Origin of the sequence: Streptomyces sp. NPDC051576 (genome assembly GCF_040681835.1) — a bacterium.
Taxonomy (GTDB): Bacteria; Actinomycetota; Actinomycetes; order Streptomycetales; family Streptomycetaceae; genus Streptomyces.
The window spans coordinates 697,815-724,290 of record NZ_JBFAZO010000002.1; the positions used below are offsets into that span (position 1 = coordinate 697,815).

General features: G+C 71.1%; 23 protein-coding genes. 13 read left to right on the forward strand and 10 right to left on the reverse strand.

The genetic code is table 11. The features are described from left to right. Positions 1 to 312 precede the first annotated feature (312 nt). Complete coding sequence (locus tag AB0M63_RS08800) at positions 313 to 1,170, forward strand: hypothetical protein (protein WP_366018893.1); 858 nt, start codon at positions 313 to 315, stop codon at positions 1,168 to 1,170. After that, positions 1,170 to 1,910: a hypothetical protein gene (locus AB0M63_RS08805; RefSeq protein WP_355902016.1), complete on the forward strand. Its 741-nt coding sequence runs from the start codon at positions 1,170 to 1,172 to the stop codon at positions 1,908 to 1,910. The genes AB0M63_RS08800 and AB0M63_RS08805 overlap by 1 nt, the downstream gene beginning before the upstream one ends. Before the next feature lie 8 nt (positions 1,911 to 1,918). On the opposite strand, the gene AB0M63_RS08810 is transcribed toward AB0M63_RS08805, so the two are convergent. Next, positions 1,919 to 2,350, reverse strand: a complete 432-nt coding sequence (locus AB0M63_RS08810; RefSeq protein ID WP_355902018.1) for a DUF6299 family protein — start codon at positions 2,348 to 2,350, stop codon at positions 1,919 to 1,921. Positions 2,351 to 2,601: 251 nt separating this feature from the next. Between AB0M63_RS08810 and AB0M63_RS08815 the strand changes: the two genes are divergently transcribed. The 6 genes from AB0M63_RS08815 to AB0M63_RS08840 all read left to right on the forward strand — a co-directional run bounded on the left by AB0M63_RS08815 (position 2,602) and on the right by AB0M63_RS08840 (position 7,266). After that, positions 2,602 to 2,796 (forward strand): DUF5999 family protein, encoded by a 195-nt coding sequence (locus AB0M63_RS08815; protein WP_355902020.1) that lies wholly within the window; start codon positions 2,602 to 2,604, stop codon positions 2,794 to 2,796. 125 nt (positions 2,797 to 2,921) lie between these two features. Further along, on the forward strand, positions 2,922 to 3,749 hold the full coding sequence (locus tag AB0M63_RS08820) for a PaaX family transcriptional regulator C-terminal domain-containing protein (protein ID WP_366018894.1): 828 nt from the start codon (positions 2,922 to 2,924) through the stop codon (positions 3,747 to 3,749). Positions 3,750 to 3,913: 164 nt separating this feature from the next. After that, complete coding sequence (gene cysC, locus AB0M63_RS08825; RefSeq protein WP_355902024.1) at positions 3,914 to 4,465, forward strand: adenylyl-sulfate kinase; 552 nt, start codon at positions 3,914 to 3,916, stop codon at positions 4,463 to 4,465. Next, positions 4,462 to 5,361, forward strand: a complete 900-nt coding sequence (gene cysD, locus AB0M63_RS08830) for a sulfate adenylyltransferase subunit CysD (protein WP_355902026.1) — start codon at positions 4,462 to 4,464, stop codon at positions 5,359 to 5,361. The genes cysC and cysD overlap by 4 nt, the downstream gene beginning before the upstream one ends. Positions 5,362 to 5,363: 2 nt before the next feature. Then, a complete protein-coding gene (locus AB0M63_RS08835) occupies positions 5,364 to 6,575 on the forward strand; it encodes a GTP-binding protein (RefSeq protein WP_366018895.1) in 1,212 nt (403 codons plus the stop codon). Between the two features lie 238 nt (positions 6,576 to 6,813). Continuing rightward, positions 6,814 to 7,266, forward strand: coding sequence for an ATP-binding protein (locus tag AB0M63_RS08840; RefSeq protein ID WP_355902030.1), 453 nt, complete (start codon positions 6,814 to 6,816; stop codon positions 7,264 to 7,266). An 8-nt stretch (positions 7,267 to 7,274) separates the two neighbouring features. Here the strand turns inward: AB0M63_RS08840 and argF are convergent, their stop codons facing one another. After that, entirely contained in the window at positions 7,275 to 8,282 is a 1,008-nt protein-coding gene (gene argF, locus AB0M63_RS08845; protein ID WP_366018896.1) for an ornithine carbamoyltransferase, read from the reverse strand. A gap of 88 nt (positions 8,283 to 8,370) precedes the next feature. Further along, complete coding sequence (locus AB0M63_RS08850; protein WP_366018897.1) at positions 8,371 to 9,594, reverse strand: arginine deiminase; 1,224 nt, start codon at positions 9,592 to 9,594, stop codon at positions 8,371 to 8,373. 146 nt (positions 9,595 to 9,740) lie between these two features. Here AB0M63_RS08850 and AB0M63_RS08855 point away from each other — a divergent pair, with 146 nt between their 5' ends. Together AB0M63_RS08855 and AB0M63_RS08860 are read left to right on the forward strand one after the other, a co-directional pair. Then, positions 9,741 to 10,778: an SPFH domain-containing protein gene (locus AB0M63_RS08855; protein ID WP_366018898.1), complete on the forward strand. Its 1,038-nt coding sequence runs from the start codon at positions 9,741 to 9,743 to the stop codon at positions 10,776 to 10,778. Next, positions 10,775 to 11,674 carry a hypothetical protein gene (locus tag AB0M63_RS08860; protein ID WP_366018899.1) on the forward strand — a complete coding sequence of 300 codons (900 nt, stop codon included), beginning with the start codon at positions 10,775 to 10,777 and terminating at the stop codon, positions 11,672 to 11,674. Before AB0M63_RS08855 ends, AB0M63_RS08860 begins: the two co-directional genes overlap by 4 nt. A 31-nt stretch (positions 11,675 to 11,705) precedes the next feature. Here the strand turns inward: AB0M63_RS08860 and AB0M63_RS08865 are convergent, their stop codons facing one another. From AB0M63_RS08865 to AB0M63_RS08875, 3 genes are all read right to left on the reverse strand, one after another. Next, positions 11,706 to 14,252: a polynucleotide kinase-phosphatase gene (locus AB0M63_RS08865; RefSeq protein WP_366018900.1), complete on the reverse strand. Its 2,547-nt coding sequence runs from the start codon at positions 14,250 to 14,252 to the stop codon at positions 11,706 to 11,708. Continuing rightward, on the reverse strand, positions 14,249 to 15,727 hold the full coding sequence (locus tag AB0M63_RS08870; protein ID WP_366018901.1) for a 3' terminal RNA ribose 2'-O-methyltransferase Hen1: 1,479 nt from the start codon (positions 15,725 to 15,727) through the stop codon (positions 14,249 to 14,251). Before AB0M63_RS08870 ends, AB0M63_RS08865 begins: the two co-directional genes overlap by 4 nt. Positions 15,728 to 15,916: 189 nt before the next feature. After that, on the reverse strand, positions 15,917 to 16,840 hold the full coding sequence (locus tag AB0M63_RS08875) for an LLM class F420-dependent oxidoreductase (protein ID WP_355902058.1): 924 nt from the start codon (positions 16,838 to 16,840) through the stop codon (positions 15,917 to 15,919). Positions 16,841 to 17,080: 240 nt separating this feature from the next. On the opposite strand from AB0M63_RS08875, the gene AB0M63_RS08880 reads away from it, so the two are divergent. Then, positions 17,081 to 17,257, forward strand: a complete 177-nt coding sequence (locus tag AB0M63_RS08880) for a hypothetical protein (protein ID WP_355902060.1) — start codon at positions 17,081 to 17,083, stop codon at positions 17,255 to 17,257. 74 nt (positions 17,258 to 17,331) lie between these two features. On the opposite strand, the gene AB0M63_RS08885 is transcribed toward AB0M63_RS08880, so the two are convergent. The 4 genes from AB0M63_RS08885 to AB0M63_RS08900 all read right to left on the reverse strand — a co-directional run bounded on the left by AB0M63_RS08885 (position 17,332) and on the right by AB0M63_RS08900 (position 20,341). Continuing rightward, positions 17,332 to 17,805 carry a DUF6099 family protein gene (locus tag AB0M63_RS08885; protein WP_366018902.1) on the reverse strand — a complete coding sequence of 158 codons (474 nt, stop codon included), beginning with the start codon at positions 17,803 to 17,805 and terminating at the stop codon, positions 17,332 to 17,334. 191 nt (positions 17,806 to 17,996) lie between these two features. After that, positions 17,997 to 18,323: a nucleotide pyrophosphohydrolase gene (locus tag AB0M63_RS08890; RefSeq protein ID WP_355902064.1), complete on the reverse strand. Its 327-nt coding sequence runs from the start codon at positions 18,321 to 18,323 to the stop codon at positions 17,997 to 17,999. After that, complete coding sequence (locus tag AB0M63_RS08895) at positions 18,320 to 19,486, reverse strand: ATP-binding protein (RefSeq protein WP_366018903.1); 1,167 nt, start codon at positions 19,484 to 19,486, stop codon at positions 18,320 to 18,322. The genes AB0M63_RS08890 and AB0M63_RS08895 overlap by 4 nt, the downstream gene beginning before the upstream one ends. A gap of 459 nt (positions 19,487 to 19,945) precedes the next feature. Next, positions 19,946 to 20,341: a cell division protein SepF gene (locus tag AB0M63_RS08900; RefSeq protein WP_355902068.1), complete on the reverse strand. Its 396-nt coding sequence runs from the start codon at positions 20,339 to 20,341 to the stop codon at positions 19,946 to 19,948. Between the two features lie 210 nt (positions 20,342 to 20,551). Here AB0M63_RS08900 and AB0M63_RS08905 point away from each other — a divergent pair, with 210 nt between their 5' ends. Next, entirely contained in the window at positions 20,552 to 24,607 is a 4,056-nt protein-coding gene (locus tag AB0M63_RS08905; RefSeq protein ID WP_366018904.1) for a bifunctional nitrate reductase/sulfite reductase flavoprotein subunit alpha, read from the forward strand. Positions 24,608 to 24,805: 198 nt separating this feature from the next. Then, positions 24,806 to 26,476, forward strand: a complete 1,671-nt coding sequence (locus tag AB0M63_RS08910; protein WP_366018905.1) for a hypothetical protein — start codon at positions 24,806 to 24,808, stop codon at positions 26,474 to 26,476.

Genomic DNA, 26,476 nt, shown 5'->3' on the forward strand with positions numbered 1-26,476 from the left:
GCCGCAGGGGCCGCCCCGTCGGCGGCGAGCCTCACGCCGAAGCCCACCGGGGACGACATGGCGGGCGAGACATCCCCGTCCCGCCCAGGCACGCCCCGTTCCCCCCAGTCCGCCGAGGCGATCTCGGCCGCCTCCGTCGCAGCGGAACTCTCCGCGGAGACCGCCACCGCTCCGCAGTCGGCCGGTCCTGCGTCGGGCCCCGGGGAGAACCCCAAGTCCCGCTCAGGCGAGCCCGGTTCCTCCCGTTCCCCCGGATCCGTATCCGCCGCATCCCTCGCGGAGGAACCCTCCGCCGAGACCGTCGCAGCGGAATTGACCCCGCCCCCCACCAGCACGGCGGACACCGCAGCGGAACCCACGCAGCCGGAAGCCGCCCCGGCCGAGGCCCCCGCCGCACTGGCCGCGAGCGTCCCCGAGGGGGACGGGCCCGCCCCGGAAGGCGCCGCCGCGTCCGTCGGGCGGCCCGGGCGGCCGTTGCTGGCCGGTGCCGCGGTGCTCGGGGCGTTGTTGATCGCCGTGCCGGGGCTGTTGATGAGCCGGGACCGGACGCCGGAGAACCACGATCGTGTCGTCGCCGACCAGGCGGGCACCGTGCTCGGTGGCGGGGCGACGCAGGGCGCCGGGGCGTATGCCTCGTCCAGCCCCTCCGTCGTCCCGTCCGCCACGCCGAAGGCCGTTCCGCACCACTCCACTCCGGCCAAGACGTCCGTCGCGCAACCGGTGAGCGAGCCGACGGCGGTCAAGACCACGAAGCCGGCCGCATCACCGACGCCGAAGAAGTCCACGGCGACCGCCAAGTCCGGGACGGGTTCGACCACGACGTCCCAGTCGACCCTTCCGACGGAGATCCGCGTCACGGCCACCCGGGTGCTGAACGCCGGCCAGTCCCTCAACGCGAAGAAGGCCCGGCTGCGCATGCAGACCGACGGCAACCTCGTCCTGTACGACGAGAACAACAAGGCCCGTTGGGCCACCATGACCTTCGGTTCGAACTACCAGGCGGTCTTCCAGGCGGACGGCAACCTCGTCGTCTACACCTCCGACAACCGTCCCGTCTGGGCCAGCCAGACCCCCGGCCACAGCGGTGCCGTCCTCAGGCTCCAGGGTGACGGCAACATGGTGATCTACTCCGGATCGACGCCGATCTGGGCCAGCAACACCCAGCACTGATGCCGGAGGCGCGGACGTACTTCGGCTATCGGACGGACGGCCTGTGGGCCGTGGCGGGCATCGCGTTCTGTGTGCTGGTGCTCGGCTCCGGGCTCGCCCTGTTCGGCATGCTCGGGTTCGACGAGGAGTGCATGCAGGGGCTCACGAAGGGACCGGGCCGGCTGCTGCATGTGCGGAACCAGGCGTTTCCGCCCGCCACCGTCTGCGAGTTCCGAGGCGGGGACGTCACCTCGATCGGCGGCGGACGGGTGCTGGGGCTGCTGCTCTGGGCCGCTCTGGTGACCATGGCCGGCTGCCTGCTGGTGGCCATGGTCGCCGAGTGTCTCGACCCGCGCGTCGACAGCGACCGGGTCGTGCCGATGTCCCGGGTCACGAAACTCCGCCGCACCGGGGCGGCGTTCCTCGTGAGCGGCTCCGTGTTCCTGACGCTGTACCTGCTGACCGGATGGAAGCTGCTCGCGGGACCGTCGTCGGCGTGCTCGACGGGCGCGGACTGGGGAAGCCAGGTGCCGAAGACCCTGGATCCGGGCTTCTTTCCGCCGCAGGCGACATGCCGGTACACCAGCGGTCTGACCCGGCAACTCAACCCCGACTGGGTGGGCTCGCTCACGATGGCGACGGCCCTGCCCGCGCTGCTGGCCGGTCTCGGCTTCGCGCTCGCCCTGCGCCGCCGGCACGCGGACCGGCGTGGGCGAGCAACTACCCAACCGCCGGGCCGCGTCGACGCCACCATGGGCTGACCCGGAGCTCAGCTCCCGGTGAGGGTGATGTCCTGCCGCTGGGTCGCGTGGAAGACCGGCAGAGGCAGACCGCCGCGCGAGGCCAGCTCCATCACGGTGGCCTCGACGTGGGCCGCACCGGGGGCGAGCGCGTCGGGCGAGGGCTTGCCCGAGTTCTCCCAGGCGTGCTCCACGCCGTCGCAGACCGCCCGGGTGCCGCCGATGCCGTGCCGGACCGAGGAGTCGTCCTGCCAGACGGACGAACTGACGAACACCGGACCCGAGTTGCCGACACAGCGGTAGGTGCCGGAGAGGGTGACGGTGCCGTCCGCGGCGATACGGCCCGTGGGGTCCACGGTCACCGTCTCGTACGGGTCGGCGGACGCGGTCGCGGCGGGGGCGGCGGCCAGCAGGAGCAGCGCGGCACCGGCCGCCGAACCGAGGGCGGAACGCATGGTCATGGGAAGACCTCCAGAAGTCGAAGCAGAGGGCTCCACAGGTACCGGTCGACCGCCCCGACTCCCGTGATCCTCACTCCTTCGGTGGCGAGTCCGCACCGAGCGTCGTGGAACCGTCCGAGTGTTGTCCGCGTGTTGTCACGCTTCACAGCGGGCGGTTCCGATGAGTTCGCGGCGGGAGGATGGTCTGTATATGCGATGCAGGGCGGCGACGGAGCCGCCGGCACGGATCGCATCCGACGTGGAGGTACGCCATGTGTTCCCACCAGCCCTCGTGCCCCGTGACCGACACCAACACCCCGCACATCGTCTCCGCCCACCCCGAACAGGGCTGGACGCTGCTGTGCGACGGCGGAATCGTCTTCGACGACACCGGCGCCCTGCTGCCCGACGGCCGGATCGTGGCCCCGCACCGGGTCCCGGCGGACCAACTCGCCGTCGCCGCCTGACCGTTCCCGCCCGATCGTCTCCCCCGTGATCGTCTTCCCGGGACGCGCTGCCCACGGTGACCGACGAACCGTAGAGGATCAGCTTGCGCACCCGAGGTGACCAGCAGCGATGCTGACGACCTAAGATGATCAACGTGTCCGACCAGCCTGCTCCACGGTCTCTCATCGTCACGCTCTACGGCGCCTACGGCCGTTTCGTGCCCGGCCCTGTCCCGGTCGCGGAACTGATCCGGCTCCTAGCCGCGGCCGGCGTCGACGCGCCCTCGGTGCGCTCGTCGGTGTCCCGGCTCAAACGGCGCGGGCTGCTGCTGCCCGCCCGCACCGCCCAGGGCGCCGCCGGGTACGAACTCTCGCCCGAGGCACGGCAGTTGCTCGACGACGGCGACCGGCGTATCTACGCCACCACCCCCTCGGACGACGAGGGCTGGGTGCTCGCGGTGTTCTCCGTCCCCGAGTCCGAACGCCAGAAACGGCACATCCTGCGCTCCCGCCTTGCCGCCCTCGGCTTCGGCACCGCCACCCCCGGCGTGTGGATCGCGCCCGCCCGCCTGTACGAGGAGACCCGGCACATCCTCCAGCGGCTGCGGCTCGACCCGTACGTGGACTTCTTCCGCGGCGAGCACCTCGGCTTCGCGGCGACCGCCGAGGCCGTCGCCCGCTGGTGGGACCTCAGCGCGATCGCCGGGCAGCACGAGGCGTTCCTCGACCGCCACGCTCCCGTGCTGGACGACTGGGAGGGCCGCGCGGACACCCCGCCCGAGGACGCGTACCGCGACTACCTCCTCGCCCTGGACTCCTGGCGCCACCTCCCCTACGTCGACCCCGGCCTGCCCGCGAGCCTGCTCCCCCGCGACTGGCCGGGCACCCGCTCGGGCGAGGTGTTCCGGGCGCTGCACGAGCGGCTGCGGGACGCCGGGGCGGTGTTCGCGGGCGTGCGGCCGCAGTCGCAGTAGTCGGCCTCGGCCGCCGATTATGAACAGTTCATGGCGAACGCCCGTGACCTCTTGCGCACCACGAGTCACTCAGCTAAACCTCAGCTTCTTTAGCAGGTCCTCTCAGAGTTCTTACCTAACCTTCGACGACGTCGCTCGTCGGGTAAGAAAGAGGACTGTTGCGCATGACCACCACGGCAAGGGCTCAGGGAGCCACCGTCTGGCTCACCGGACTGCCGAGTGCGGGTAAGACGACGATCGCGAGACATCTGGGCGATCGTCTGAAGGCCGAGGGACATCGCGTGGAGGTCCTCGACGGCGACGAGGTGCGCCGCTTCCTCTCGGCCGGCCTCGGCTTCTCCCGCGAGGACCGCAACACCAATGTGCAGCGCATCGGCCTCGTCTCCGAGGTGCTCGCGCGCAACGGCGTGCTCTCCGTCGTCCCCGTCATCGCGCCGTACGCCGACAGCCGCGAGGCCGTCCGCAAGCGGCACGAGGCGAGCGGGACACCGTACATCGAGGTGCATGTCGCCACCCCCGTCGAGGTGTGCAGCGAGCGGGACGTCAAGGGTCTCTACGCCCGCCAGGCCGCGGGTCACCTGACCGGTCTGACCGGCGTCGACGACCCGTACGAGCCGCCCACCGACCCGGCGCTCACCCTGCCGACGCAGACGCAGAGCCCGCAGGAGTCGGCGGACGCGGTGTACGCGGTGCTGTCCGAGCGGGGGCTGGTGTGAGTTTCACCCTCTCCCACCTCGATGCCCTTGAGTCCGAGGCGGTGCACATCTTCCGTGAGGTGGCGGGTGAGTTCGAGCGGCCGGTGATTCTGTTCTCCGGCGGCAAGGACTCGATCGTCATGCTGCACCTGGCGCTGAAGGCGTTCGCGCCGGCGGCGGTGCCGTTCTCACTGCTGCATGTGGACACCGGACACAACTTCCCCGAGGTCCTTGAGTACCGCGACCGTGTGGTCGCCGCCCATGGGCTGCGCCTCCATGTGGCCTCCGTACAGGACTACATCGACCGCGGTGTGCTGCGCGAACGTCCCGACGGGACCCGCAACCCGCTCCAGACCCTGCCGCTCACCGAGAAGATCCAGGCCGAGCGCTTCGACGCCGTCTTCGGCGGCGGACGCAGGGACGAGGAGAAGGCCCGCGCCAAGGAACGGGTGTTCTCGTTGCGGGACGAGTTCTCGCAGTGGGACCCCCGCCGGCAGCGGCCCGAGCTGTGGAACCTCTACAACGGGCGGCACGCGGCCGGTGAACACGTCCGCGTGTTCCCGCTGTCCAACTGGACCGAACTGGACGTCTGGCAGTACATCGCCCGCGAGCACATAGCCTTGCCAGACATCTACTTCGCGCACTACCGCGAGGTCTTCAACCGCGGCGGTATGTGGCTGACCCCGGGTGAGTGGGGCGGGCCCAAGGCCGGCGAGACCGTCGAGAAGCGGCAGGTGCGCTACCGGACCGTGGGCGACATGTCCTGCACGGGCGCCGTCGACTCCGAGGCCGCCACGCTCGACGACGTGATCGCCGAGATCGCCGTCTCCCGGCTGACCGAGCGGGGCGCCACGCGGGCCGACGACAAGATGTCCGAGGCCGCGATGGAAGACCGCAAGCGCGAGGGGTACTTCTAGACATGAGCACCACCACCATCGACACGCTGCGGTTCGCGACGGCGGGTTCGGTCGACGACGGCAAGTCCACGCTCGTGGGACGGCTGCTGCACGACTCCAAGTCGGTCCTCACCGACCAACTCGAAGCCGTGCAGCGGGTGTCGGCCGACCGCGGCCAGGACGCCCCCGACCTCGCCCTCCTCACCGACGGCCTGCGCGCCGAGCGCGAGCAGGGCATCACCATCGACGTGGCCTACCGCTACTTCGCCACCCCCAAGCGCCGGTTCATCCTCGCCGACACCCCGGGCCATGTGCAGTACACCCGCAACATGGTCACTGGTGCCTCCACCGCCGAGCTGGCGATCATCCTGGTCGACGCGCGCAACGGCGTCGTCGAGCAGACCCTGCGGCACGCCGCCGTGGCCGCGCTGCTGCGGGTGCCCAACGTGGTGCTGGCCGTCAACAAGATGGACCTGGTCGGGTACGAGCAGGGGGTGTTCGAGCGGATCGTCGAGGAATTCGCGGGCCACGCGGCCGAGTTGGGGCTGCCCTCCTTCACGCCGATCCCGGTGTCGGCGCTCGTCGGCGACAACGTGGTGGACCGTTCGGCGCACATGGACTGGTACGAGGGCCCGGCCCTGCTGGAGTTCCTGGAGAACGTGCCGGTCGGTGCCGACCCGTCGGACGCGCCGGCCCGCTTCCCCGTCCAGTACGTCATCCGCGACGGCGAAGTCCGTTGGTACGCGGGCCAGTTGGTGTCCGGCTCGCTGCGGGTCGGTGACCGGGTGACGGTGCATCCCTCGGGTGAGACCTCCGAGATCACCGGGATCTCGGTGCTCGGCACGGAGGCCGACGCGGCGTACGCGGCGCAGTCGGTCAGTCTGTGTCTCGCCGACCAGCGGGACGTGTCGCGCGGCGACATGATCACCGCCGGGGCCGACTCGCCCGCGCTCACCCAGGACGTCCGGGCCGCCGTCTGTCATCTCGCCGACCGTCCGCTGCGGGTCGGCGACCGGGTGCTGCTGCGCCACACCTCCCGCACGGTCAAGGCGATCGTCAGGGACCTCGGCGGCGCGGCCGAGCTGACCGCGAACGACCTGGGCCGGATCACCCTGCGCACCGCCGAGCCGCTCGCGCTCGACGACTACGCGGTCTCCCGCCGCACCGGCGCGTTCATCGTGATCGACCCGGCGGACGGCGCGACGCTCACGGCGGGCATGGCCGACCTGTCGTAGACACCGCTCTCTCCGCCTTCTTTCCCACGCCCTCAAGCCCCCGTACCGGACGGGGCTTGGGGGCGTTCGTCACGAGTCGTCTATAGCGCGGTAACAACGGGAGCAGTCATGCGGGAGGGACCATTGAACGGGGTATGCCGCTCGGTACCGGGACGAAGGTCCCGTGCGGTGCCCGCCGAGAGACTCTGACAAAAGGCGCCGTACCATTCATATAGTTGAAAGCAGGACAGCCTGCTCCATGAACGGACCCGCCTTGCAAGAACGCCCCTCCGCCTCCGCCTCCTGGCGCATCGCACTGCCGCACACCGCCGCGGCCGTGCCGGTGGCCCGCGCACTGGTCCGTACGGCTCTGTCCGAGGTGAAGCACACGGCCGACAGTGACACCGCGGAGCTGCTGACGGCGGAGCTGGTCGCGAACGCGGTGGAGCACACCGCCGGTGACGCCCCCATAGAGCTGGTGGTCGAGCTGCTGCCCGGCGGCTGTCAGGTCGAGGTGCACGACCCCGACCCGGAGCCGCCGGGGAGCCTGACCAGGCCCGCCGTCGAGGCACCCGACCCCTGGCAGGAGCACGGGCGCGGCCTGCTGCTGATCCGCGCCCTCAGCTCGTCGTGCGGCCACCGCCCCACCGGGTCGGGCAAGGCGGTCTGGTTCAGGCTGCCCGTCGTACCGCCCCAGCGGCGTCCCGCGTAACCGGGGCCTCAGGCCAGCGTGGCCACCAGCACGGCCTTGATCGTGTGCAGCCGGTTCTCCGCCTGGTCGAAGACGACCGAGTGGGCCGACTCGAAGACCTCGTCGGTGACCTCCAGGGAGTCGAGGCCGTGGGTCTCGTATATCTCGCGGCCGACCTTGGTGCCGAGGTCGTGGAAGGCCGGCAGACAGTGCAGGAACCTGACGTCCGGGTTGCCGGTGGCCCGTAGGACGTCCATGGTCACGGCGTACGGCGCGAGGGCCGCGATCCGCTCGTCCCAGACCTGCTTGGGCTCCCCCATCGACACCCACACGTCGGTGACGACGAAATCGGCGCCCGCCACACCGTCCTCGATCCCCTCGGTGAGCGTGATGCGGGCACCGCTCCGCTCGGCGAGCGCGCGGGCCGCGGTGACGATCTCCTCGGCTGGCCAGTACGACTTCGGGGCGACGATCCGGACGTCCATGCCCAGCAGCGCGCCGGTGACCAGGTAGGAGTTGCCCATGTTGAAGCGGGCGTCACCGAGGTAGGCGAAGGCGATCTCCTTGAGGGGCTTGTCGCTGTGCTCGGTCATGGTGAGCACGTCGGCGAGCATCTGGGTGGGGTGCCAGTCGTCGGTCAGACCGTTGTAGACGGGAACGCCCGCATAGGCGCCCAGCTCCTCCACGGCGGCCTGGCTGTCCCCGCGGTACTCGATGGCGTCAAACATCCGGCCGAGCACCCGCGCGGTGTCCTTCACGGACTCCTTGTGCCCGATCTGCGAGCCCGACGGGTCGAGGTAGGTCGTCGAGGCACCCTGGTCGGCCGCCGCGACCTCGAACGCGCAGCGGGTGCGCGTCGAGGTCTTCTCGAAGATCAGCGCGATGTTCTTGCCCCGCAGGTACCGCGTCTCGCCTCCGGACTTCTTGGCGGCCTTCAGCTCGGCGGCCAGCTCGACCAGGCCGCGGAACTCCTCCTCGGAGAAGTCCAGCTCCTTGAGGAAGTGGCGGCCGGCGAGGGCGGTCGGGACTGTCGCCATGGGGGCGCTCCAGAGATGCGGGTACAAGGACTTTTGGAATTCTATACGACTCTTAGCATTTCTATACGGCAGCCTGCTCCCCGTCTCGTCATACGGCGTCCCGTTCGACCGGGCAGCTCATGCAGCGCGGCCCGCCCCGGCCCCGGCCCAGCTCGCTGCCGGGGATCTCGATCACCTCGATGCCCCGCTTGCGCAGATGCGTGTTGGTGGTGGCGTTGCGCTCGTAGGCGACGACGACGCCGGGGTCGACGGCGAGGACGTTGCAGCCGTCGTCCCACTGCTCGCGCGCGGCGGCGTGCACGTCCTGGGTGGCGGTCAGGACGCGGATCTCGCTCAGCCCGAGGGCGGCGGCGATCGCGCGGTGCATGTGCTCCGGCGGATGGTCGGTGACCTTCAACTCCTTGTCGCCGACGCCCGGTTCGATGGTGTACGACCGCAGCATGCCGAGCCCGGCGTACTGGGTGAATGTGTCGCCGTCGACCATCGTCATCACCGTGTCGAGGTGCATGAAGGCGCGCCGCTTGGGCATGTCGAGCGCCACGATCGTCCGCGCGGAGCCCTCGGCGAACAGCTTGTGCGCGAGCATCTCGACGGCCTGCGGGGTGGTGCGCTCGCTCATGCCGATGAGCACCGCGCCGTTCCCGATGACGAGCACGTCCCCGCCCTCGATGGTGGACGGGTAGTCGGCCTGCCCCTCTGACCAGACGTGGAACTTCTCCGCGCGGAAGAGCGGGTGATGCCGGTAGATCGCCTCGAAGTGGACGGTCTCGCGCTGCCGGGCCGGCCAGCGCATCGCGTTGACGGCGACGCCGTCGTATATCCAGGCGGAGGTGTCGCGGGTGAAGAGGTGGTTGGGGAGGGGGGCGAGGAGGAAGTCGTCGAGCTCCATGACGTGGAAGCGGACGGAGATGGGCTCCGCGTGGGCGTCCAGGAACTCCCGCTTGGTCATGCCGCCGACGAGCGCCTCGGCCAGCTCGGGCGCGGGCAGCGTCTCGAAGGCCGCGCGGAGGTGGTCGGTGGCGAGGGGACCGTACTCCTTCTCGTCGAAGACGCGGTCCAGGACGAGTGCTCGGGCCGCCGGGATCGCCAGGGCCTCGGCGAGCAGGTCGCCGAAGAGGTGGACGGCGACGCCCCGGTCGCGCAGCACGTCCGCGAAACCGTCGTGCTCGGCGCGCGCCCGGCGCACCCAGAGCACGTCGTCGAAGAGGAGGGCGTCCTTGTTCTCGGGGGTGAGCCTTTTGAGCTCAAGATCCGGCCGGTGCAGGATGACGCGACGGAGCCGCCCGGTCTCGGAGTCGACATGGAGTGCCATGTCTCCATCCTGACCATCCGGGGCGGAGTTCACCCCCTTACTTCTCATACTGCCCCTTCTTTTCGTCCCCTTGACGACAAGTGGGCCGCGCGGTTATCGTCGTACTGACGAGATCGATGCGGGATCTGAGGGGATCTGAGAGTCTGATGGCCGACATCACCCGGCGCCTTGGCTGGCGCCATCTGCGCGGGGCACCGACGGCGCACATCCGGCACCACCGCTCGGGCAAGCTGCTGCACGACGGGCCCGGACTCAGCTTCTGGTTCCGCGCGTTGACCGCCGCGCTCTCCGAAGTACCGGTCGACGACCGGGAGTTGGCCATGACCTTCCACGCCCGTACGTCCGACTTCCAGGACGTGGCGGTCCAGGCGACCGTCACCTACCGGATCAGCGACCCTGCCCTGGCGTCCGCCCGACTCGACTTCTCCGTCGACCCGGACACGGGCGTGTGGAGAGGCGCGCCCCTTGAGCAACTCGGCACCCTGCTCACGGAGACGGCCCAGCAGCACGCGCTGGCCGTCCTCGCCCGTACGCCCCTCTCGGCCGCGCTGGTCGACGGGGTGACAGCGGTGCGGGAACGCGTCGCGGCGGGGCTGGACGCGGAACCCCGCCTGCCGGCCACCGGTATCGAGGTGGTCGCCGTCCGCGTGATGGCGCTGCGGCCCGAGCCCGAGGTGGAGCGGGCGCTGCGCACCCCGGCGCGCGAGCAGATCCAGCAGGAGGCGGACAAGGCGACCTACGAACGGCGGGCGGTGGCCGTCGAGCGCGAGCGGGCGATCGCCGAGAACGAACTGGAGAGCCAGATCGAACTCGCCCGCCGCGAGGAGCAGTTGGTCGACCAGCGCGGTACGAACACCCGCCGCGAGGCCGAGGAGCACGCGGCGGCGGACGGCGTACGGGCGGAGGCGGAGGCCACCCGCACGGTACGGCTCGCCGACGCCGAGGCGGCGCGTGCGGTACGGCTCTCCCGCGCCGAGGCCGAGGGCGCGCGCGAGGTGGGCGAGGCACGGGCGCAGGCCCAGGCGGCGTGGCTCAGGGTGCACGCGGACGTCGACGTCACGACGCTGAACGCGCTCACCGGAACCCGGCTCGCGGAGAACCTGCCGAACATCGACAGCGTCACCATTTCGCCGGACGTGCTGACCGGCCTGCTCGCCCGGCTCGGCGCCGGAGAGCGGGCGTGAGCCTCGCACCCCGGGTCGTCCTCGTCCATCGGACCACGGAGTACGAGGAGTTGGTGGCCCGGCACGGGACGCACGGCCAGGCCGCGTACTTCCTGCGGTCGCGAGGCCGGGACATCGAGGAGGTCGCCGAACGGCACCGCCGGACGAGACGGGCGCTGGCCGAGGTCTCGTCGGCCGTTCCCCTGACCTGGCGTCAGACACAGGTGGAGCGGGCCGACTTGGACCGTTTCCTGTTCGCCCCGGAGGACGTGGTGGCCGTCGTCGGCCAGGACGGCCTGGTCGCGAACGTCGCCAAGTACCTTGCCGGGCAACCGGTGTTGGGCTTCGACACGGATCCTGGGCGCAACCCGGGGGTCCTGGTACGGCACCGCCCGTCGGACGCCGGCGTCCTGCTGGCCGCCGCCCTCGCGGCGGGCACGGGTGTGGACGAACTCACCATGGTCGAGGCCGTCGCCGACGACACGCAGCGGCTGGTCGCCCTCAACGAGATCTATCTGGGAGCCGTCGGACACCAGACGGCCCGATACCGCCTGGGCCTGGAGGGCGACGGGGGTGTCGTCGAGGCCCAGGCGTCCTCCGGGGTGCTCGTGGGAACGGGCACCGGGGCCACGGGATGGCTCCGGTCGGTGTGGCAGGAGCGGGGCAGCGCCCTGTCCCTGCCACACCCCTCGGAGGACAGGCTGGTGTGGTTCGTACGGGAGGCTTGGCCTTCGCCGGTGACGGGGACGTCGCTGGTAGCGGGTGAGCTGGGTGGTCCGGCGGTGCTTCAACTCACCGTGGAGTCCGAGCAGTTGATTGTGTTCGGGGATGGGATGGAGGGGGATGCGGTGGAGTTGACGTGGGGGCAGATCGTGCGGGTCGGGGTATGCGGGCAGCGGCTGCGGTTGGTCGGCTGAGCGCCCGGGGTTCCCAAGCGCTCAGCCTCCCTCACAGCCGCGGGTCCACCGGCTCCGACTCCAGCGCCAGCACCCCGAACACCGCCTCGTGCACCCGCCACAGCGGCTCCCCCTCGGCCAGCCGGTCGAGGGCTTCGAGACCGAGCGCGTACTCCCGGATCGCGAGGGACCGCTTGTGGTTCAGGAAGCGGCCGCGCAGGCGGGTCAGGTTGTCGGGGCGGGTGTACTCCGGGCCGTAGATGATCCGCAGGTACTCACGGCCCCGGCACTTGATGCCGGGCTGGACCAGGCGCCCCTGCTCGCTGCGGACCACCGCGCCGACCGGCTTGACGACCATGCCCTCGCCGCCGCGTCCGGTCATCTCCAGCCACCAGTCGACGCCGGCCCGCACCGACTCCGGGTCTGCGGTGTCGACGTACAGGCGCCGGGTGGTCTGGAGGAGGCCGGTGCTGTCGTGTTCCACCAGCCGGTCCAGCAGGGCGAGTTGTGCGTCGTGCGGGAGTGCGGCGAGGCTGCGGCCCTGGACCGCGAGGATCTGGAACGGGGCCAGGCGGACACCGTCGAGGCCGTCCGTGGTCCAGCAGTAGCGGCGGTACGCGTCGGTGAACGCCGAGGCGTCGGCGGCCCGTTCGCGCTGCCGGGAGAGGAGATCGGTGACGTCGACACCCCGCGCGGCGGCGCCCTCCAGTGCCGCCAGCGCACCCGGGAACACCGCGCCCGCCGCCGCGCCCACCGCCGCGTACTGACCGCGCAGCAGCCCGGACGCCTTCAGCGACCACGGCATCAACTCCGCGTCCAGGAGCAGCCAGTCCGTCTCCAACTCGGTCCAGAGGCCCGCCTCTTCGAGTGCCGTGCGCAGGCGGCCCAGGATCTCCTCCGTGACCGTCTGGTCGTCGAAGAAGGGGCGGCCGGTGCGGGTGTAGAGGGAGCCCGTCGGGCCGTTCTCCACGCCGAAGCGCTTGGCCGCAGCCTCCGCGTCCCGGCACACCAGCGCCACCGCCCGCGAGCCCATGTGCTTCTCCTCGCACACGACCCGCGCGACACCGTCCTGGGCGTACTGCGCGAACGCCTCCGCCGGGTGCTCCAGGTAGCCCTCCACCTGCGAGGTCGCCGTCGGAGCCATCGTCGGCGGGAGGTACGGCAGCAGGCGCGGGTCGACCGCGAAGCGGCTCATGACCTCCAGGGCCGCCGCCGCGTTCTCCTCGCGGACCGACACCCGGCCGGCGTGCCGGGTCTCCACCACCCGGCGGCCGTGTACGTCCGCCAGGTCCAGCGGGCGGCCGTCCTGGCCGCCGGGGGCCTCCGTGCGCAGTGGGCGGGTCGGCTCGTACCAGACCTGCTCGGCCGGTACGTCGACCAGCTCCCGCTCCGGCCAGCGCAGCGCGGTCAGCTTGCCGCCGAAGACGGCACCGGTGTCCAGACAGATGGTGTTGTTGAGCCAGGTGGCCTCGGGGACCGGGGTGTGGCCGTAGACGACGGCCGCGCGGCCCCGGTAGTCCTCGGCCCACGGGTAGCGCACCGGCAGGCCGAACTCGTCGGTCTCGCCGGTCGTGTCGCCGTACAGCGCGTGCGAGCGGACCCGGCCGGAGGTGCGGCCGTGGTACTTCTCGGGCAGGCCGGCGTGGCAGACCACCAGCTTGCCGCCGTCGAGGACGTAGTGGCTGACGAGTCCGTCGATGAACTCCCTCACCTGGGCGTGGAATTCCTCGCTCTCCCCGGCCATCTGCTCGATGGTCTCCGCCAGGCCGTGGGTGTGCTGGACCTTGCGGCCCTTGAGGTGGCGGCCGTACTTGTTCTCGTGGTTGCCCGGTACGCACAGCGCGTTGCCCGAGCCGACCATGGACATCACGCGGCGCAGCACGCCGGGCGAGTCCGGGCCGCGGTCGACGAGGTCGCCGACGAAGACGGCCGTACGACCGGCCGGGTGGACGCCGTCGTCGTAGCCCAACTTGCCGAGCAGGGTCTCCAGTTCGGCGGCGCAGCCATGGATGTCGCCGATGATGTCGAAGGGGCCGGTGAGGTGGGTCAGGTCGTTGAAGCGCTTCTCGGTGACGACCGTGGCGTTCTCGATGTCCTCGACACCGCGCAGGATGTGCACCTTGCGGAATCCCTCGCGCTCCAAACCCCGCAGGGAACGCCGGAGTTCGCGGGTGTGGCGGGTGATGACCCGGCGCGGCATGCCGGCGCGGTCGGAGCGGGCGGCGTTGCGCTCGGCGCACACCTCCTCCGGCACGTCGAGCACGACGGCGATGGGCAGGACGTCGTACTGCCGTGCCAGGTCGATCAGTTGGCGTCGGCTCTCCTGCTGCACGCTGGTCGCGTCGACGACCGTGCGGCGGCCGGCGGCGAGGCGCTTGCCCGCGATGTAGTGCAGGACGTCGAAGGCGTCCCCGCTGGCGCTCTGGTCGTTCTCGTCGTCCGCGACCAGGCCCCGGCAGAAGTCGGAGGAGATGATCTCGGTCGGCTTGAAGTGGCGGTGCGCGAAGGTGGACTTGCCCGAGCCGGAGGCGCCGATCAGTACCACGAGGGAGAGGTCGGTGACGGGCAGGACTCGCCCCTTGGTCTGCGTCTCGGTCATGCCGCCTTCGCCTCCTTCATGATCGTCTGCTTGGCCGTGCTCATGGAAAAGATCGCCATCTGCGTGGGCGGTCCCACCTCGGGGTCGTCGGGTCCGACCGGCACGAACTCGACCTCGTATCCGTGCCGCCCGGCCACCTTCGCGGCCCACCCCGCGAACTCCGCGCGCGTCCACTCGAAGCGGTGGTCGCCGTGCCGGACATGTCCGGCCGGGAGGGTCTCCCAGCGGACGTTGTACTCGACGTTCGGGGTGGTGACCAGGACCGTTTTCGGGCGGGCGGCGCCGAACACCGCGTACTCCAGCGCCGGCAGCCGGGGCAGGTCGAGGTGCTCGATCACCTCGCTGAGCACGGCGGCGTCGTAGCCCTTGAGGCGATTGTCGGTGTAGGCGAGCGAGCTCTGGAAGAGCTGGACGCGGGAGGCCTGCCGCTCCCCCATGCGGTCGAGCTTGAGGCGGCGACCGGCGATGGTGAGCGCGCGCATCGACACGTCGGTGCCGACGATCTCGGTGAACCGGGTGTCCTTGAGCAGTTCCTGCACCAACTGGCCCTGTCCGCAGCCGAGATCGAGCACCCGGGCGGCACCGGACGCCTTGAGCGCCTCGACGATCGCGTCCCGGCGCTGGACGGCGAGCGGTGTCGGCTTCTCCTCGGCCTCCGTCTCCGGCTCGACGGCGTTGTCGATCTCCTCGACCTCGCTGTCGTCGGCCTCGGCGAGCCGTACGAGTTCCAGTCGCTCCATCGCCTGCCGGGTCAGGGACCAACGGCGGGACAGATAGCGGCTGGTGATCAGCTTCTGCTCGGGGTGCGCGGGCAGCCAGCCCTCACCGGCGCGCAGCAGTTTGTCGACCTCGTCGGAGGCCACCCAGTAGTGCTTGGCGTCGTCGAGGACCGGGAGCAGGACGTACAGGTGGCGCAGCGCCTCGGCGAGGGTCAGCGTCTCCGACTCCAGGACGAGGCTCACGTAGCGCGAGTCGCCCCACTCGGGGAACTCGGCGTCCAGCGCGACCGGTTCGGCCGTGACCGTCCAGCCGAGCGGCGCGAAGAGCTTCCGTACGAGGTCGCCGCCGCCCCTCGCGGGCAGCGCGGGCACCTCGATACGCAGCGGCAGGGGCTGTGCCGCGCGCTCGGGGCGGGCGTTGCACACGCCCCGCATGGCGCTGGAGAAGACCGCGCTGAGCGCGACGGCGAGCAGTGAAGAGGCCGCGTACGGACGGTCGTTGACGTACTGCGCGAGTGCCGCGTCGGGTGCGCCGCCGCGTCCCTTGCCCTTGCCGCGCCGGACCAGTGCCACCGCGTCGACCTCCAGCAACAGCGCCGCCGTGCAGCGCCCGGCATCCGCCTCGGGGTAGAGGACGTGGGCCGTGCCGTAGGACGTGGAGAACGCCTGCGCCTTCTCGGGATGCTTGTGCAACAGGAAACCGAGGTCGGTGGCGGGGAGTTCGGGGGTGCCGGTGGTAGTGATGGTCAGGAACATGCGGAGGACCTCTCCGACGGGTGGATGAGTGCGGTGCCGTACGTGCGAAAGCCCCCAGGGTCGGTGATCCCGGGGGCTGGGCAGGACGACCGTCTCACCTTCGCACAAGGCGGGCGAACTGCGCCTTCCGTTATTGCGCGGGCCTGCGCGGGGTCATGGCACAGGGTCTGGTGCCCCGCCCGCGCGGCGTCACGACAACTGCGACTGCACCTGGGACGAGATCAACTCCAGGTGGTCCAGGTCGTCGAGGTCGAGGATCTGGAGGTAGACGCGCTGAGAGCCGACCTCCGCGTAGCGGCCGATCTTGTCGACGACCTCGGACGGGGAGCCCGCGAGGCCGTTGGCCTTGAGTTCGTCGACCTCGCGGCCGATCACGGCGGCGCGGCGGGCGACCTCCTGGTCGTCCTTGCCGACGCAGACCACGAGGGCGTTGGAGTAGGTGAGGTCGTCGGCCTTGCGGCCGGCCGCCTCGGCGGCGGCACGGACCCGGCCGAACTGCCGCTCACTGTCCTCGATCGAGGCGAACGGCATGTTGAACTCGTCCGCGTACCTCGCGGCCAGCTTCGGGGTGCGGCTGGCGCCGTGGCCGCCGATCAGCACGGGGATCTTCGCCTGTGTGGGCTTGGGCAGCGCGGGCGAGTCCGTCAGGTCGTAGTGGGTGCCGTGGAAGTCGAAGGTGTCGCCGGGCTTGGTCTCCCACAGGCCGGTGACGATGGCCAGTTGCTCCTCCAGGCGGGCGAACTTCTCCTTGGGGAACGGGATGCCGTACGCCTTGTGCTCCTGCTCGAACCAGCCCGTGCCCAGGCCGAGCTCGACCCGGCCGCCGGACATCTGGTCGACCTGCGCGACCTGGATGGCGAGGACGCCGGGGAGGCGGAAGGTGCCGGCCGTCATCAGGGTACCCAGGCGGATGCGGCTGGTCTCGCGGGCGAGGCCGGCCAGGGTGAGCCAGGCGTCGGTGGGACCGGGCAGCCCGTCGCCGGAGCCCATGCTCAGATAGTGGTCGGACCGGAAAAAGGCGTCGAAGCCGAGATCCTCGGTGGCCTTGGCCACGGCGAGCAAGGTGTCGTAGGTCGCCCCCTGCTGGGGCTCGGTGAAGATGCGAAGATCCATGCCCCCATCCTGCACGGTCGGGTGACGGTCAACCCCACCGGTCCCTGCGGCCCGTCCCGTCCCCGGTCGGGTGAAATCGCGTCAACCGTGCGCACGGGGGCCGCCCGCGCCAGTGACCGGCCCCGTTGATGATCGTTGGCTCGGGCGGAGCCGGACCGCCCGGATTCCCGCACCGGCAAGGCGACGTCGGGGCGACACCCGCATCGGCCTCCCCGGAGGCCACGGGCCGAGGAGGCCGTCATGTCCGAAGAAGCCGTGCCGCAGCAGGGCGGGCCTGCACAACCGAAGGGGTTGTTGCAGCAGATGGAGGAGCTGATGGCGTCATTGAACGCGGACCTGTCCGCCCTGGACGCGGATCTGCAGTCCGCCGGGAGCACGGGGTCGGGGGCCGGCGAGGAGGGCGGCGCGACCGCCTGACGGGCACGGGCGGCGGCCCGGTTCGCCTTGTGCCCGGTGTCGCTCCCCCGCCCCCCCCCCGCCGGAGGCGGCCGTCAGCCCGCCTCTCGCTCGGGTATCGCCGGCTGTTCGCGGTCCGCGAGTCTTCGCAGCATCTCCAGGACCCGGTCCCGGGACTCGTCCGCCGCGTCGATGGCCTCCATGCACTGCCAGTACGTGCCCTCGTCGTCCGCCGCGCAGGCGATGCCGACGAGGGCGATGCCGACCTCGCCGAGCAGGATGCCCAGGCAGAGCAGGGCGAGGCGGGCGTCGCCCAACTCCGTGAGCTGGGCCGCCCGTAAGTCCTCGACGGCGAGCACGGGGGTGTCGAGGACCCCGCAGCCCCGGCCCGCCAGTTCGGTCAACCCCAGTGCCTCGCCCCGCAGTTCGGGCGGACCGAAGACGGCGAGGCGGCTGCCTATCGCCTGGGCGAGGGCCTGCGCCTGCCACACCTCGGTCATGGTCTCCGGCACGCCACCGCTTCCGGCCAGGGCGCGCCTGCTCGTCACGATCAGCCGCATCGCGTCCATGCGCTGCCCCCGTCATATCCCGACGTGCTGTTCGCACGTCCGCCCGAACTCCCTTGTCCATTACCCAGAGTGAGGGTGCCTGAGACGAAAAGCCAGTGGAAGGCGGAAATCTGTGGACAACAAATCGGTTGCGAGCAGATGAATGACTCCGGAGAGTGAAAATGGACGCGCCAGCTCCCCCAAGTCGGCGACTACGGCGCCGGGAACCTGCGTTCGTTCCGGTCGATCTTCGCGTCGAGCGCGGCGAGCGGGTCGATACCGAGCACCTCGCACAGTTGCAGCAAGTACGCGAGCACATCGGCGACTTCGTCCGTCACCCGGTGCGCGGTGTCCGGGTCGTCCATGACCCGTGTCGACTCCTCCGGGGTCAACCACTGGAAGATCTCGACCAGTTCGGAGGCCTCCACGCTGAGCGCGGCGACGAGGTTCTTGGGGGTGTGGTAGGGCTGCCAGTTCCGCGCGGCCGCGAACTCGGCCAGTCTGCGCTGCAGTTTCGCCACGTCGAGATGTTCTGTCACGGCTCCAGGTGTACCACTGTGACACCGTCGACCCCGGCGGCCCAGGACGCGTCGCTCACCGCGCCGACCAGCCGGATGTGCCCGCGCTCGCACATCCGCGCCGCGAGCCGCAGCAGTTCGGCCCGTTGCCGTACGTCGACTCCTCGGTCGAGGCCGTCGGCGAGGACGGTGAGGGTCTGCATCGCGGCCGGGACCTCGCCGGGCGGGTCGACCTCCAGTACGCCGGGGCCGGTGAGCAGCACCAACGCCATTGCCGCGTACCGGAGTTCACCGTCGCCGAGCCGCTCGAAGGCGGTGCGGGGGCCGTCGCCCCGGTCGAGGACCGCGCGGAGCATCCCGTCCCTCAGGGGTTCCGCGAGCACATCCACCACGGGTCCGGCGCACCCGGTCCGCACCGCCGTGACGAGTTGCGCGTGCCGTTGCCCGCACTCGCTCCGGGTGCGCCACAGCACGTCGGCGAGGTTGGAGCAGTCCCGCAGCAGCCGGCCGTCGCCGATCGGCACGGCCGCGCGCATCCGCTCGGGCGCCGGGTCGCAGGCGAAGACGGAGCGCAGGGCGACCACCATCTGCTCGGCGGCGGCGAGGACTTGGCGCTGTCCGTCCGTCTTGCCGGCGACCCGCAACGGCAGCAGCGCGGTGCCGAGCCGGTCGTCCGGCAGCGGGGCGCGGGTGACCGGGGACGAGCCCCCGGTGTGCCAGGCAGCCTGCACCGAGCGCCGCGAGGGGTCCCGCAGAGCCGTCTCCAGAAGAACCAGTCCGCCCGCCGTCAACCGCTCCCCCACGATGCGCAGTTCGGGCTCGGCCTGGACGGCGACGTCGAGCCGTACCGGCCCCTCGGGCCCGTCCGCCGTACACCCGATCCGGAACCCGCGCCGCCGCTGTGCGTCGGGCCGCGCCCGCTCCGGAACACACCCGACCGGGTCCGGGAACACCTCCCCCGCCTCGCTCCCACCCCCGAGCCGCGCGAGCGCCTCGTAGGCCCGCAGCACACTCGTCTTCCCGGACCCACTGGGCCCGGCGAAGAGAGTGAGCGGCCCGAGCGAGAATCCAACCCCTCGATGCGCGGCGAACGCGGAGAGCCGCAGCTCGGCGAGATGGGGCCGATCGGGGCGCGGGGCGCTGACCGCCGGCACGGGCGCCCCCGACGCTGGCGCCCCGGGCACCGACCGAACCCTGCGGGGGACGGCTTCCGGCGACCGCCCCTGGGGCGGTACGGGGTTCGCCGGCGCAGGCACCCCCGATACCGGCGACTCCGACGCGGACCGTCCCCTGGACGACAGGACTTCCGGCGACCGCCCCTGCGGCGACGCGGCGCTCACCGACGCAGGCACCCCCGCACCAAGCGACTCGGGTGCGGGCCGAGCCCTGCGGGCGACGGCTTCCGACGACCGCCCCTGCGGCGGCACACCCTCCGACGGCCGAGGCGGCTCAGGCAGGCGGGAGTCCGGAGAGAAGTCGGGCGACGGGGCGGACTCAGGTGGCTGCGGCGACTGTGCTGGCGCGGTCATATCCGGACCGTAGGCCTCCGCCGGCAGGCGAACCGTTCCGCCCGGGGGACCTTCCTACGATCGAGCGACCGGACCCCGCCGCTCCCCTCCTCGTACTCCTCTGCGCGGGCGGGCTCACACCCCCGGAACCCCCGCGCCCTCCATCAGCCCCCGCACTTCCGTCCCCGGCGGTGTGAGCAGGAACACATTCCGGTCGACGCGGGTCATCCCGCTCGACAGGCCGAAGACGACGCCCGTGCTGAAGTCCAGCACCCGCTTGGCGACCTCCGTCTCCGCGCCGGTCAGGTCGAGAAGCACCGGCACGCCCGCCATCAGGGTCTCCGCGACCTCACGGGCGTCCCCGAACACGTTCACGCGGAGGACGACGAAACGGCGGCGGGGCTCGGTCTCGGCCTCGGGTATGGAACGGTGGCTCACGGCGGACGGCCAGGCGTCCCGGCCTCGCAGCGGCACTACCTGGGCGAGCCCTTCCCACTGTTCGTCGGTGACATCGTGGCTGTTCACCGGCATGCTCCGTCCTGGGTCGCGCTGGCAGTCTGCATCCGGCAATTGTTGCGCACTGTCACCCGTTCGGCCCAACAGCGACACACTCCGCGACAAGATCGGACCATATCTCGTCCGCATCTCACAGCGACCCCCAGCCCGTTGTGCAGCGGGCGTAACCCCTCATGATCGAGCCGCGTGACATCGGCGTAACGGGCAATTCGTACGGTCGACGCCATGACGACTAGCCCGGCGAGCCTCCAGACGCAGCAGATACGGACGGTCTGCTCGTACTGCGGTGTGGGCTGCGGCATGCTGCTCGACGTCGGGGCGGGTCCCGACGGCAGGCGTACGGTCCTCAAGGCGTCCGGCGACAAGGCGCACCCGGCGAACGCGGGCCGGCTCTGCACCAAGGGCGCGACCACGGCCGAGATGCTCACCGCACCCGGCCGGCTGACCGGCGCCCTGGTGCGGGACGAGCGCGGTGAGGAGCCGGTGCCCACGCCCATGACCGACGCGATCGCCGAGACCGCGCGGCGGCTGCGGGAGATCGTCGACGAGCACGGGCCGGACGCCGTCGCCCTCTATGTCTCCGGGCAGATGAGCCTGGAAGCCCAGTACTTGGCGAACAAGCTCGCCAAGGGGTTCATACGCACGAACCAGATCGAGTCCAACTCCCGGCTGTGCATGGCCAGTGCGGGCGCCGGCTACAAGTCGTCGCTGGGCGCGGACGGGCCGCCGGGATCGTACGAGGACTTCGAGCGGGCGGATGTGTTCCTGGTCATCGGCTCGAACATGGCCGACTGCCATCCGATCCTCTACCTGCGGATGATGGAACGGGTGAAGGCCGGCGCCAAGTTGATCGTCGTCGACCCGCGCCGGACCGCCACGGCGGCGAAGGCCGACCTGTTCCTGCAGATCGCGCCCGGCACCGATCTCGCCCTGCTCAACGGCCTGTTGCGGCTGCTGCACGAGAACGGTCACACCGACCCGGAGTTCATCACCGCTCACACCGAGGGCTGGGAGGCGATGCCCGAGTTCCTCGCCGACTACGCGCCGGACGCCGTCGCCGCCCTCACCGGTCTCGCCGAGGACGACATCCGTACGGCCGCCCGGCTGATCGGTGAGGCGGGCGAGTGGATGAGCTGCTGGACGATGGGGCTCAACCAGTCCACGCACGGGACGTGGAACACCAACGCCCTGATCAACCTGCATCTCGCGACGGGCGCGATCTGCCGTCCGGGCAGCGGCCCGTTCTCCCTCACCGGCCAGCCGAACGCGATGGGCGGCCGTGAAATGGGCTACATGGGACCGGGGTTGCCGGGCCAGCGGTCCGTACTCGTGGACGCGGAGCGGGAGTTCACCGAGGAGCTGTGGGGCCTGCCGCCGGACACGCTCCGCGCGGACGGCGTCGGCCGGGGCACCGTCGAGATGTTCCAGAAGATGGCCGACGGCGACATCAAGGCCTGCTGGATCATCTGCACCAACCCGGTCGCCTCCGTCGCCAACCGACGGACCGTCATCGAGGGCCTGGAAGCAGCCGAGTTCGTCGTCACTCAGGACGTCTTCACCGACACCGAGACCAACGCCTACGCAGACGTCGTCCTCCCCGGCGCGATGTGGACCGAGTCCGAGGGCGTCCTCATCAACAGCGAGCGCAACCTCACCCTCGCCCGCCCGGTCGTCGACCCGCCCGGCGAGTCGATGGCCGACTGGCGGATCATCGCGGCCGTCGCGTGCGCGATGGGGTACGAGAAGGGCTTCTCCTACGACAGCGCGGAGGAAGTCTTCGAGGAGATACGGCAGTTCTGGAACCCGGTGACCGGGTGGGACCTGCGCGGGGTGACCTACGAGCGGCTGCGGAGCACGCCCGTGCAGTGGCCGGCCGCCGAGGAGGACGGGCCGGACCGCAATCCCATCCGGTATGTGGGCGGGGGCGAGTTGAAATTCCCGACCGCCAGTGGACGGGCTGTGTTTCATGCCCGGCCGCACATGCCCGCCGCCGAACTGCCCGACGACGACTACCCGTTCGTGCTGAACACCGGGCGCTTGCAGCACCAGTGGCACACGCTGACGAAGACGGGCAAGGTCGCCAAGCTGAACAAGCTGAACCCCGGGCCCTTCGTGGAGCTGCATCCCAAGGACGCACGGGAGTTGGGGATCGCGGAGGGCGACTCGGTGGAGGTCGCGTCACGGCGGGGACGGGCGGTGCTGCCGGCCGTGGTGACCGACCGGGTGCGTCCCGGGGGCTGTTTCGCGCCGTTCCACTGGAACGACCTCTTCGGCGAGTATCTGAGCGTGAACGCGGTGACGAGCGACGCCGTGGACCCGGTGTCGTTCCAGCCGGAGTTCAAGGCGTGCGCCGTGTCGCTGGCGAAGGTGGCGAGCGCGCCGGCACCGGCACCGGCTCCGGCGGAGGTGGTGGTGCCGACCGCGGTGATCCCGGGTGCGAATCCCTTCGGCCTCGATCCCGCTCCCCCGCCCGTCCTCACCGCGCAGGAACGTCTCTATCTGACCGGCTTCCTCGCGGGCATCGAGTCCGGCTCCCCCGGTGTGCCGACACTTCCGCCGGACGCACCCTTCAGCGCCGAACACGCCTTGTGGGTCAACGGTGTTCTCGCCGGGATGTACTCGCGGTCGGCGGCTGTTCCGGCGCAACAGCCCCAGCCTGGGCGGCAGATAGTCGTCCTGTGGGCCTCGCAGACCGGCAACGCCGAGGAGGTGGCGGCGGCCACCGCCGAGCGGCTGGGCTCGGCCGGGCACCGGGCGACCCTGGTCGGCATGGACCAGGCCGACGTCGGCACGCTCCCGGCCGACGCCGATCTCCTCTTCATCACCAGCACGTTCGGCGACGGCGACGCTCCCGACAACGGCTCCGGCTTCTGGGACACGCTGGCCGGGGAGCAGGCGCCGCGCCTGGACGGGGTGCGGTTCGCGGTGCTCGCCCTGGGCGACTCGTCGTACGACGACTTCTGCGGGCACGGGCGCCGACTGGACGCGCGGCTGGACGAGTTGGGCGGGGTGCGACTGACCGAACGTACCGACTGCGAGCCGGACTTCGAACCCTCGGCGGACGCCTGGCTGGGTCAGGTGCTCACGGCGCTGGGCGCCGAGACCGACACGGCACAGGGCACCGACACCGCAGCCCCGAAGTCACCGCCCCGCACCCCCAAGCCCGCCCCCGTCGCCGCCCGCCTCGTCGGCAACCGGCTGCTCAGCCGGCCCGGCGCGGGCAAGGAGGTCCGGCGGTTCACCTTCGACACCAGTGGGATCGACCTGACGTACGAGGCCGGTGACGCGCTCGGCGTGCGGCCGGTCAACTCGCCCGCCCTGGTGGAGGAGTGGCTGACCGTCACCGGTGCCGATGCCTCGACGGTCGTAGAGGTGGAGGGTGTTGGCGCGTTCCCTTTCGCCGAGGCATTGCACCGGCAGTTGGACATCACCCGGATCACTCCGGATCTGCTGCGGTTCGTGGCCGAACGGGCGCGGGACGACCGGGAGTTGCGCAGGCTGCTGCGGCCCGACAACAAGGACGGGCTCGCGCAGTGGAGTTGGGGGCGGCAGGCGGTGGACGTGCTCGCCGAGTATCCGGTGAAGGCGTCCGCCGAGGACTGGGCCGGAGTGCTCAAGAAGCTTCAGCCGCGCCTGTATTCGATCTCCTCCAGCCCGCTCGTCGACCCGCACAGTGTCTCGCTGACGGTGTCGGTGGTGCGCTACGAGAATCTCGCCGGCCGGCCGCGCGGCGGGGTGTGCTCGCCGTTCCTCGCGGATGCCGATCCGGCGGCGGGGACGGAGGTACCGGTGTTCGTGCAGCGCTCGCCGCACTTCCGGCCGCCGACCGACGCGGCGACGCCGATGGTGATGGTGGGGCCGGGTACGGGTGTGGCGCCGTTCGTCGGGTTCCTCCAGGAGCGGCGGGCGCTCGGGCATCCGGGGCCCAACTGGCTGTTCTTCGGGGAGCAGCACCGGGCGACGGACTTCTACTACGAGGAGGAGCTGACGGAGTTGCTGGCCGAGGGCACGCTCGCCCGGCTCGACACGGCCTTCTCCCGTGACCAGCGCGCCAAGGTGTACGTACAGGACCGGATGCGGGAGCACGGGCCGGAGTTGTGGCACTGGTTGCAGGAGGGTGCCCACTTCTATGTGTGCGGGGACGCCTCACGGATGGCGAAGGACGTGGACCGGGCGCTGCGGGACATCGCGGTCGCGCACGGTGGGCTGGACGAGACCGAGGCGGGTGCGTACGTGAAGCAACTTGCGGCGGCGAAGCGGTATGTGCGCGATGTTTACTGAATGAACTGATGGCCACCGCCGGTTGAACAAAGCCGTTCGACTTTGCCCCTTTTGGGCCACGACGAGGCCTTCTTACCGGTCTCATACCAGGCTCTTCACGATTGCCGCCACCTCGCTCACTGGGTCGGATTAGCGTCCTGTGCTGTGCACTTGGCAGAAACACCACAGGTGGCACCCGGTCGGCGGACACAGTCGGCGGTGTCCGCCCCGGAACCTCCCGCGCAGTGGCACCGGATCCTGACCCTGCTCGCCGACATCAGTCTGTTCATCGGCGTCCGCCCGGTGTGGACGCAGGCCGCGAGCCACCGGCTCGTCGTGGCGGCGGTCGTCTCCCTCTGCTACGCCTCGATCCTGGTGTGCGGGGTGCTGGCCCTGGTGGTCCGCCGGGCCCGGTCGCTGGCCCGGATCGATCTGGCCGTGCTGGTGACCGCGGTCCTGCTCACCCTGTCCGCGTGGTCCGTGTTCCACGGCGGCGGCGACGAGGCGGTGCTCACCACCCAGGCCGCCAGGGAACTGGTCGCCGGGCACCAGGTCTACGGCCAGCCCTGGCCGTGGCTCTTCCACTCCGGGGGCGTCGCGCTGACCCCGACGGTGACCGGCGGCTACGACTACACCTACGGCTACCCCCCGCTGGAGACGCTGCTGACGGCGCCCCTGCTGTGGATCGGGCACGGCGGCGCGCCCGCGACGGCCGTCGCCACCGGCGCGCTCGTCGCGGCCGCGGTCCTCATGTGGCGGCTGCTGCCCGCGCAGTGGCGGTCGGCGGCCACCCTGGCCTGCCTCGGTCTCGGCCTGCTTCCCACCTACGGCCGCCAGGGCTATCCCGCCGTCCTCGCCATGGCGTTGCTGGTGCCGGTGGTGATCCGCTGGCCCCGGATCGGCAGCGGCGGCCGGCTCGGCCGTGCCGGGATCGTCCAGGCCGCGTGTCTGGGGGCGGCCTGCGCGGCGCAGCAACTCCCCTGGTTCCTCACGCCGTTCCTGCTCGCCGGGATCTACGCGCTGCGCCGTGGTGAACTCGGCGCGCGGCAGGCGGCGTTGGTGGTGCTGCGCATCACCGGGACCGCCGTCACCGTATGGCTGCTGATCAACACGTACTTCATCGTGAGCGAGCCCGGCACCTGGCTGACCGGCATCGCGCTGCCGCTGACACAGGGCGCGGTGGTGCACGGCCAGGGCCTGGTGGACATCTCGCTGTACTTCACCAATGGCAGCGACCGGCTCGACTGGTACTCCCACGCCAGCATCCTGCTGGCGGCGGGCCTGCTCGTCGTGTTCGTGCTGTTCGTACGGCGGTTGGGCCCGGCGGCGACCGTGCTGCCCTGGTGCGCCTTCTATCTGGCGACGCGTTCACAGGACGGCTACTACCTGCTGATGACCCCGCTGTGGCTGGCCTCGGCGGTCACCGCGCCGCTCTCGGAGTTCCGTACGGCGTGGCAGCCGCGCCCCCGGCTGCTGTCCGGCCCGCACCGCCGGGCCAGGGTCGCGGCGGCCGTGCTCCTTCTCACGCCCGCACTGGCGAGCGCCGCGGTGGCGGCGACGGGGGCACCGCCGATGACCATGAGGCTCACCGGGGTCCGGCGCGCCCTGCCCACCGTCGTGACCGGGCTGACCGTCCGGGTGACCAACTCCTCCGGCACGGCCCTCACTCCGCGCTACACCCTGACCACGGGCCAGGGCATGAGCAGGTTCTGGTCCCAGGTGGGCGGTCCGGCGACCCTGCCCGCGCACAGTACGCGGACCATCGAACTCCGGCCGCCCGGCGGGACGTTCACGCTTCCCCACAAGAAGGTCCGTATCCGGGTACGTGCCTTCACCGCGGTCCCGCAGACGCTGTCCAGCTCGGACATCCGGCTGCGGCCCGGGAGTTGA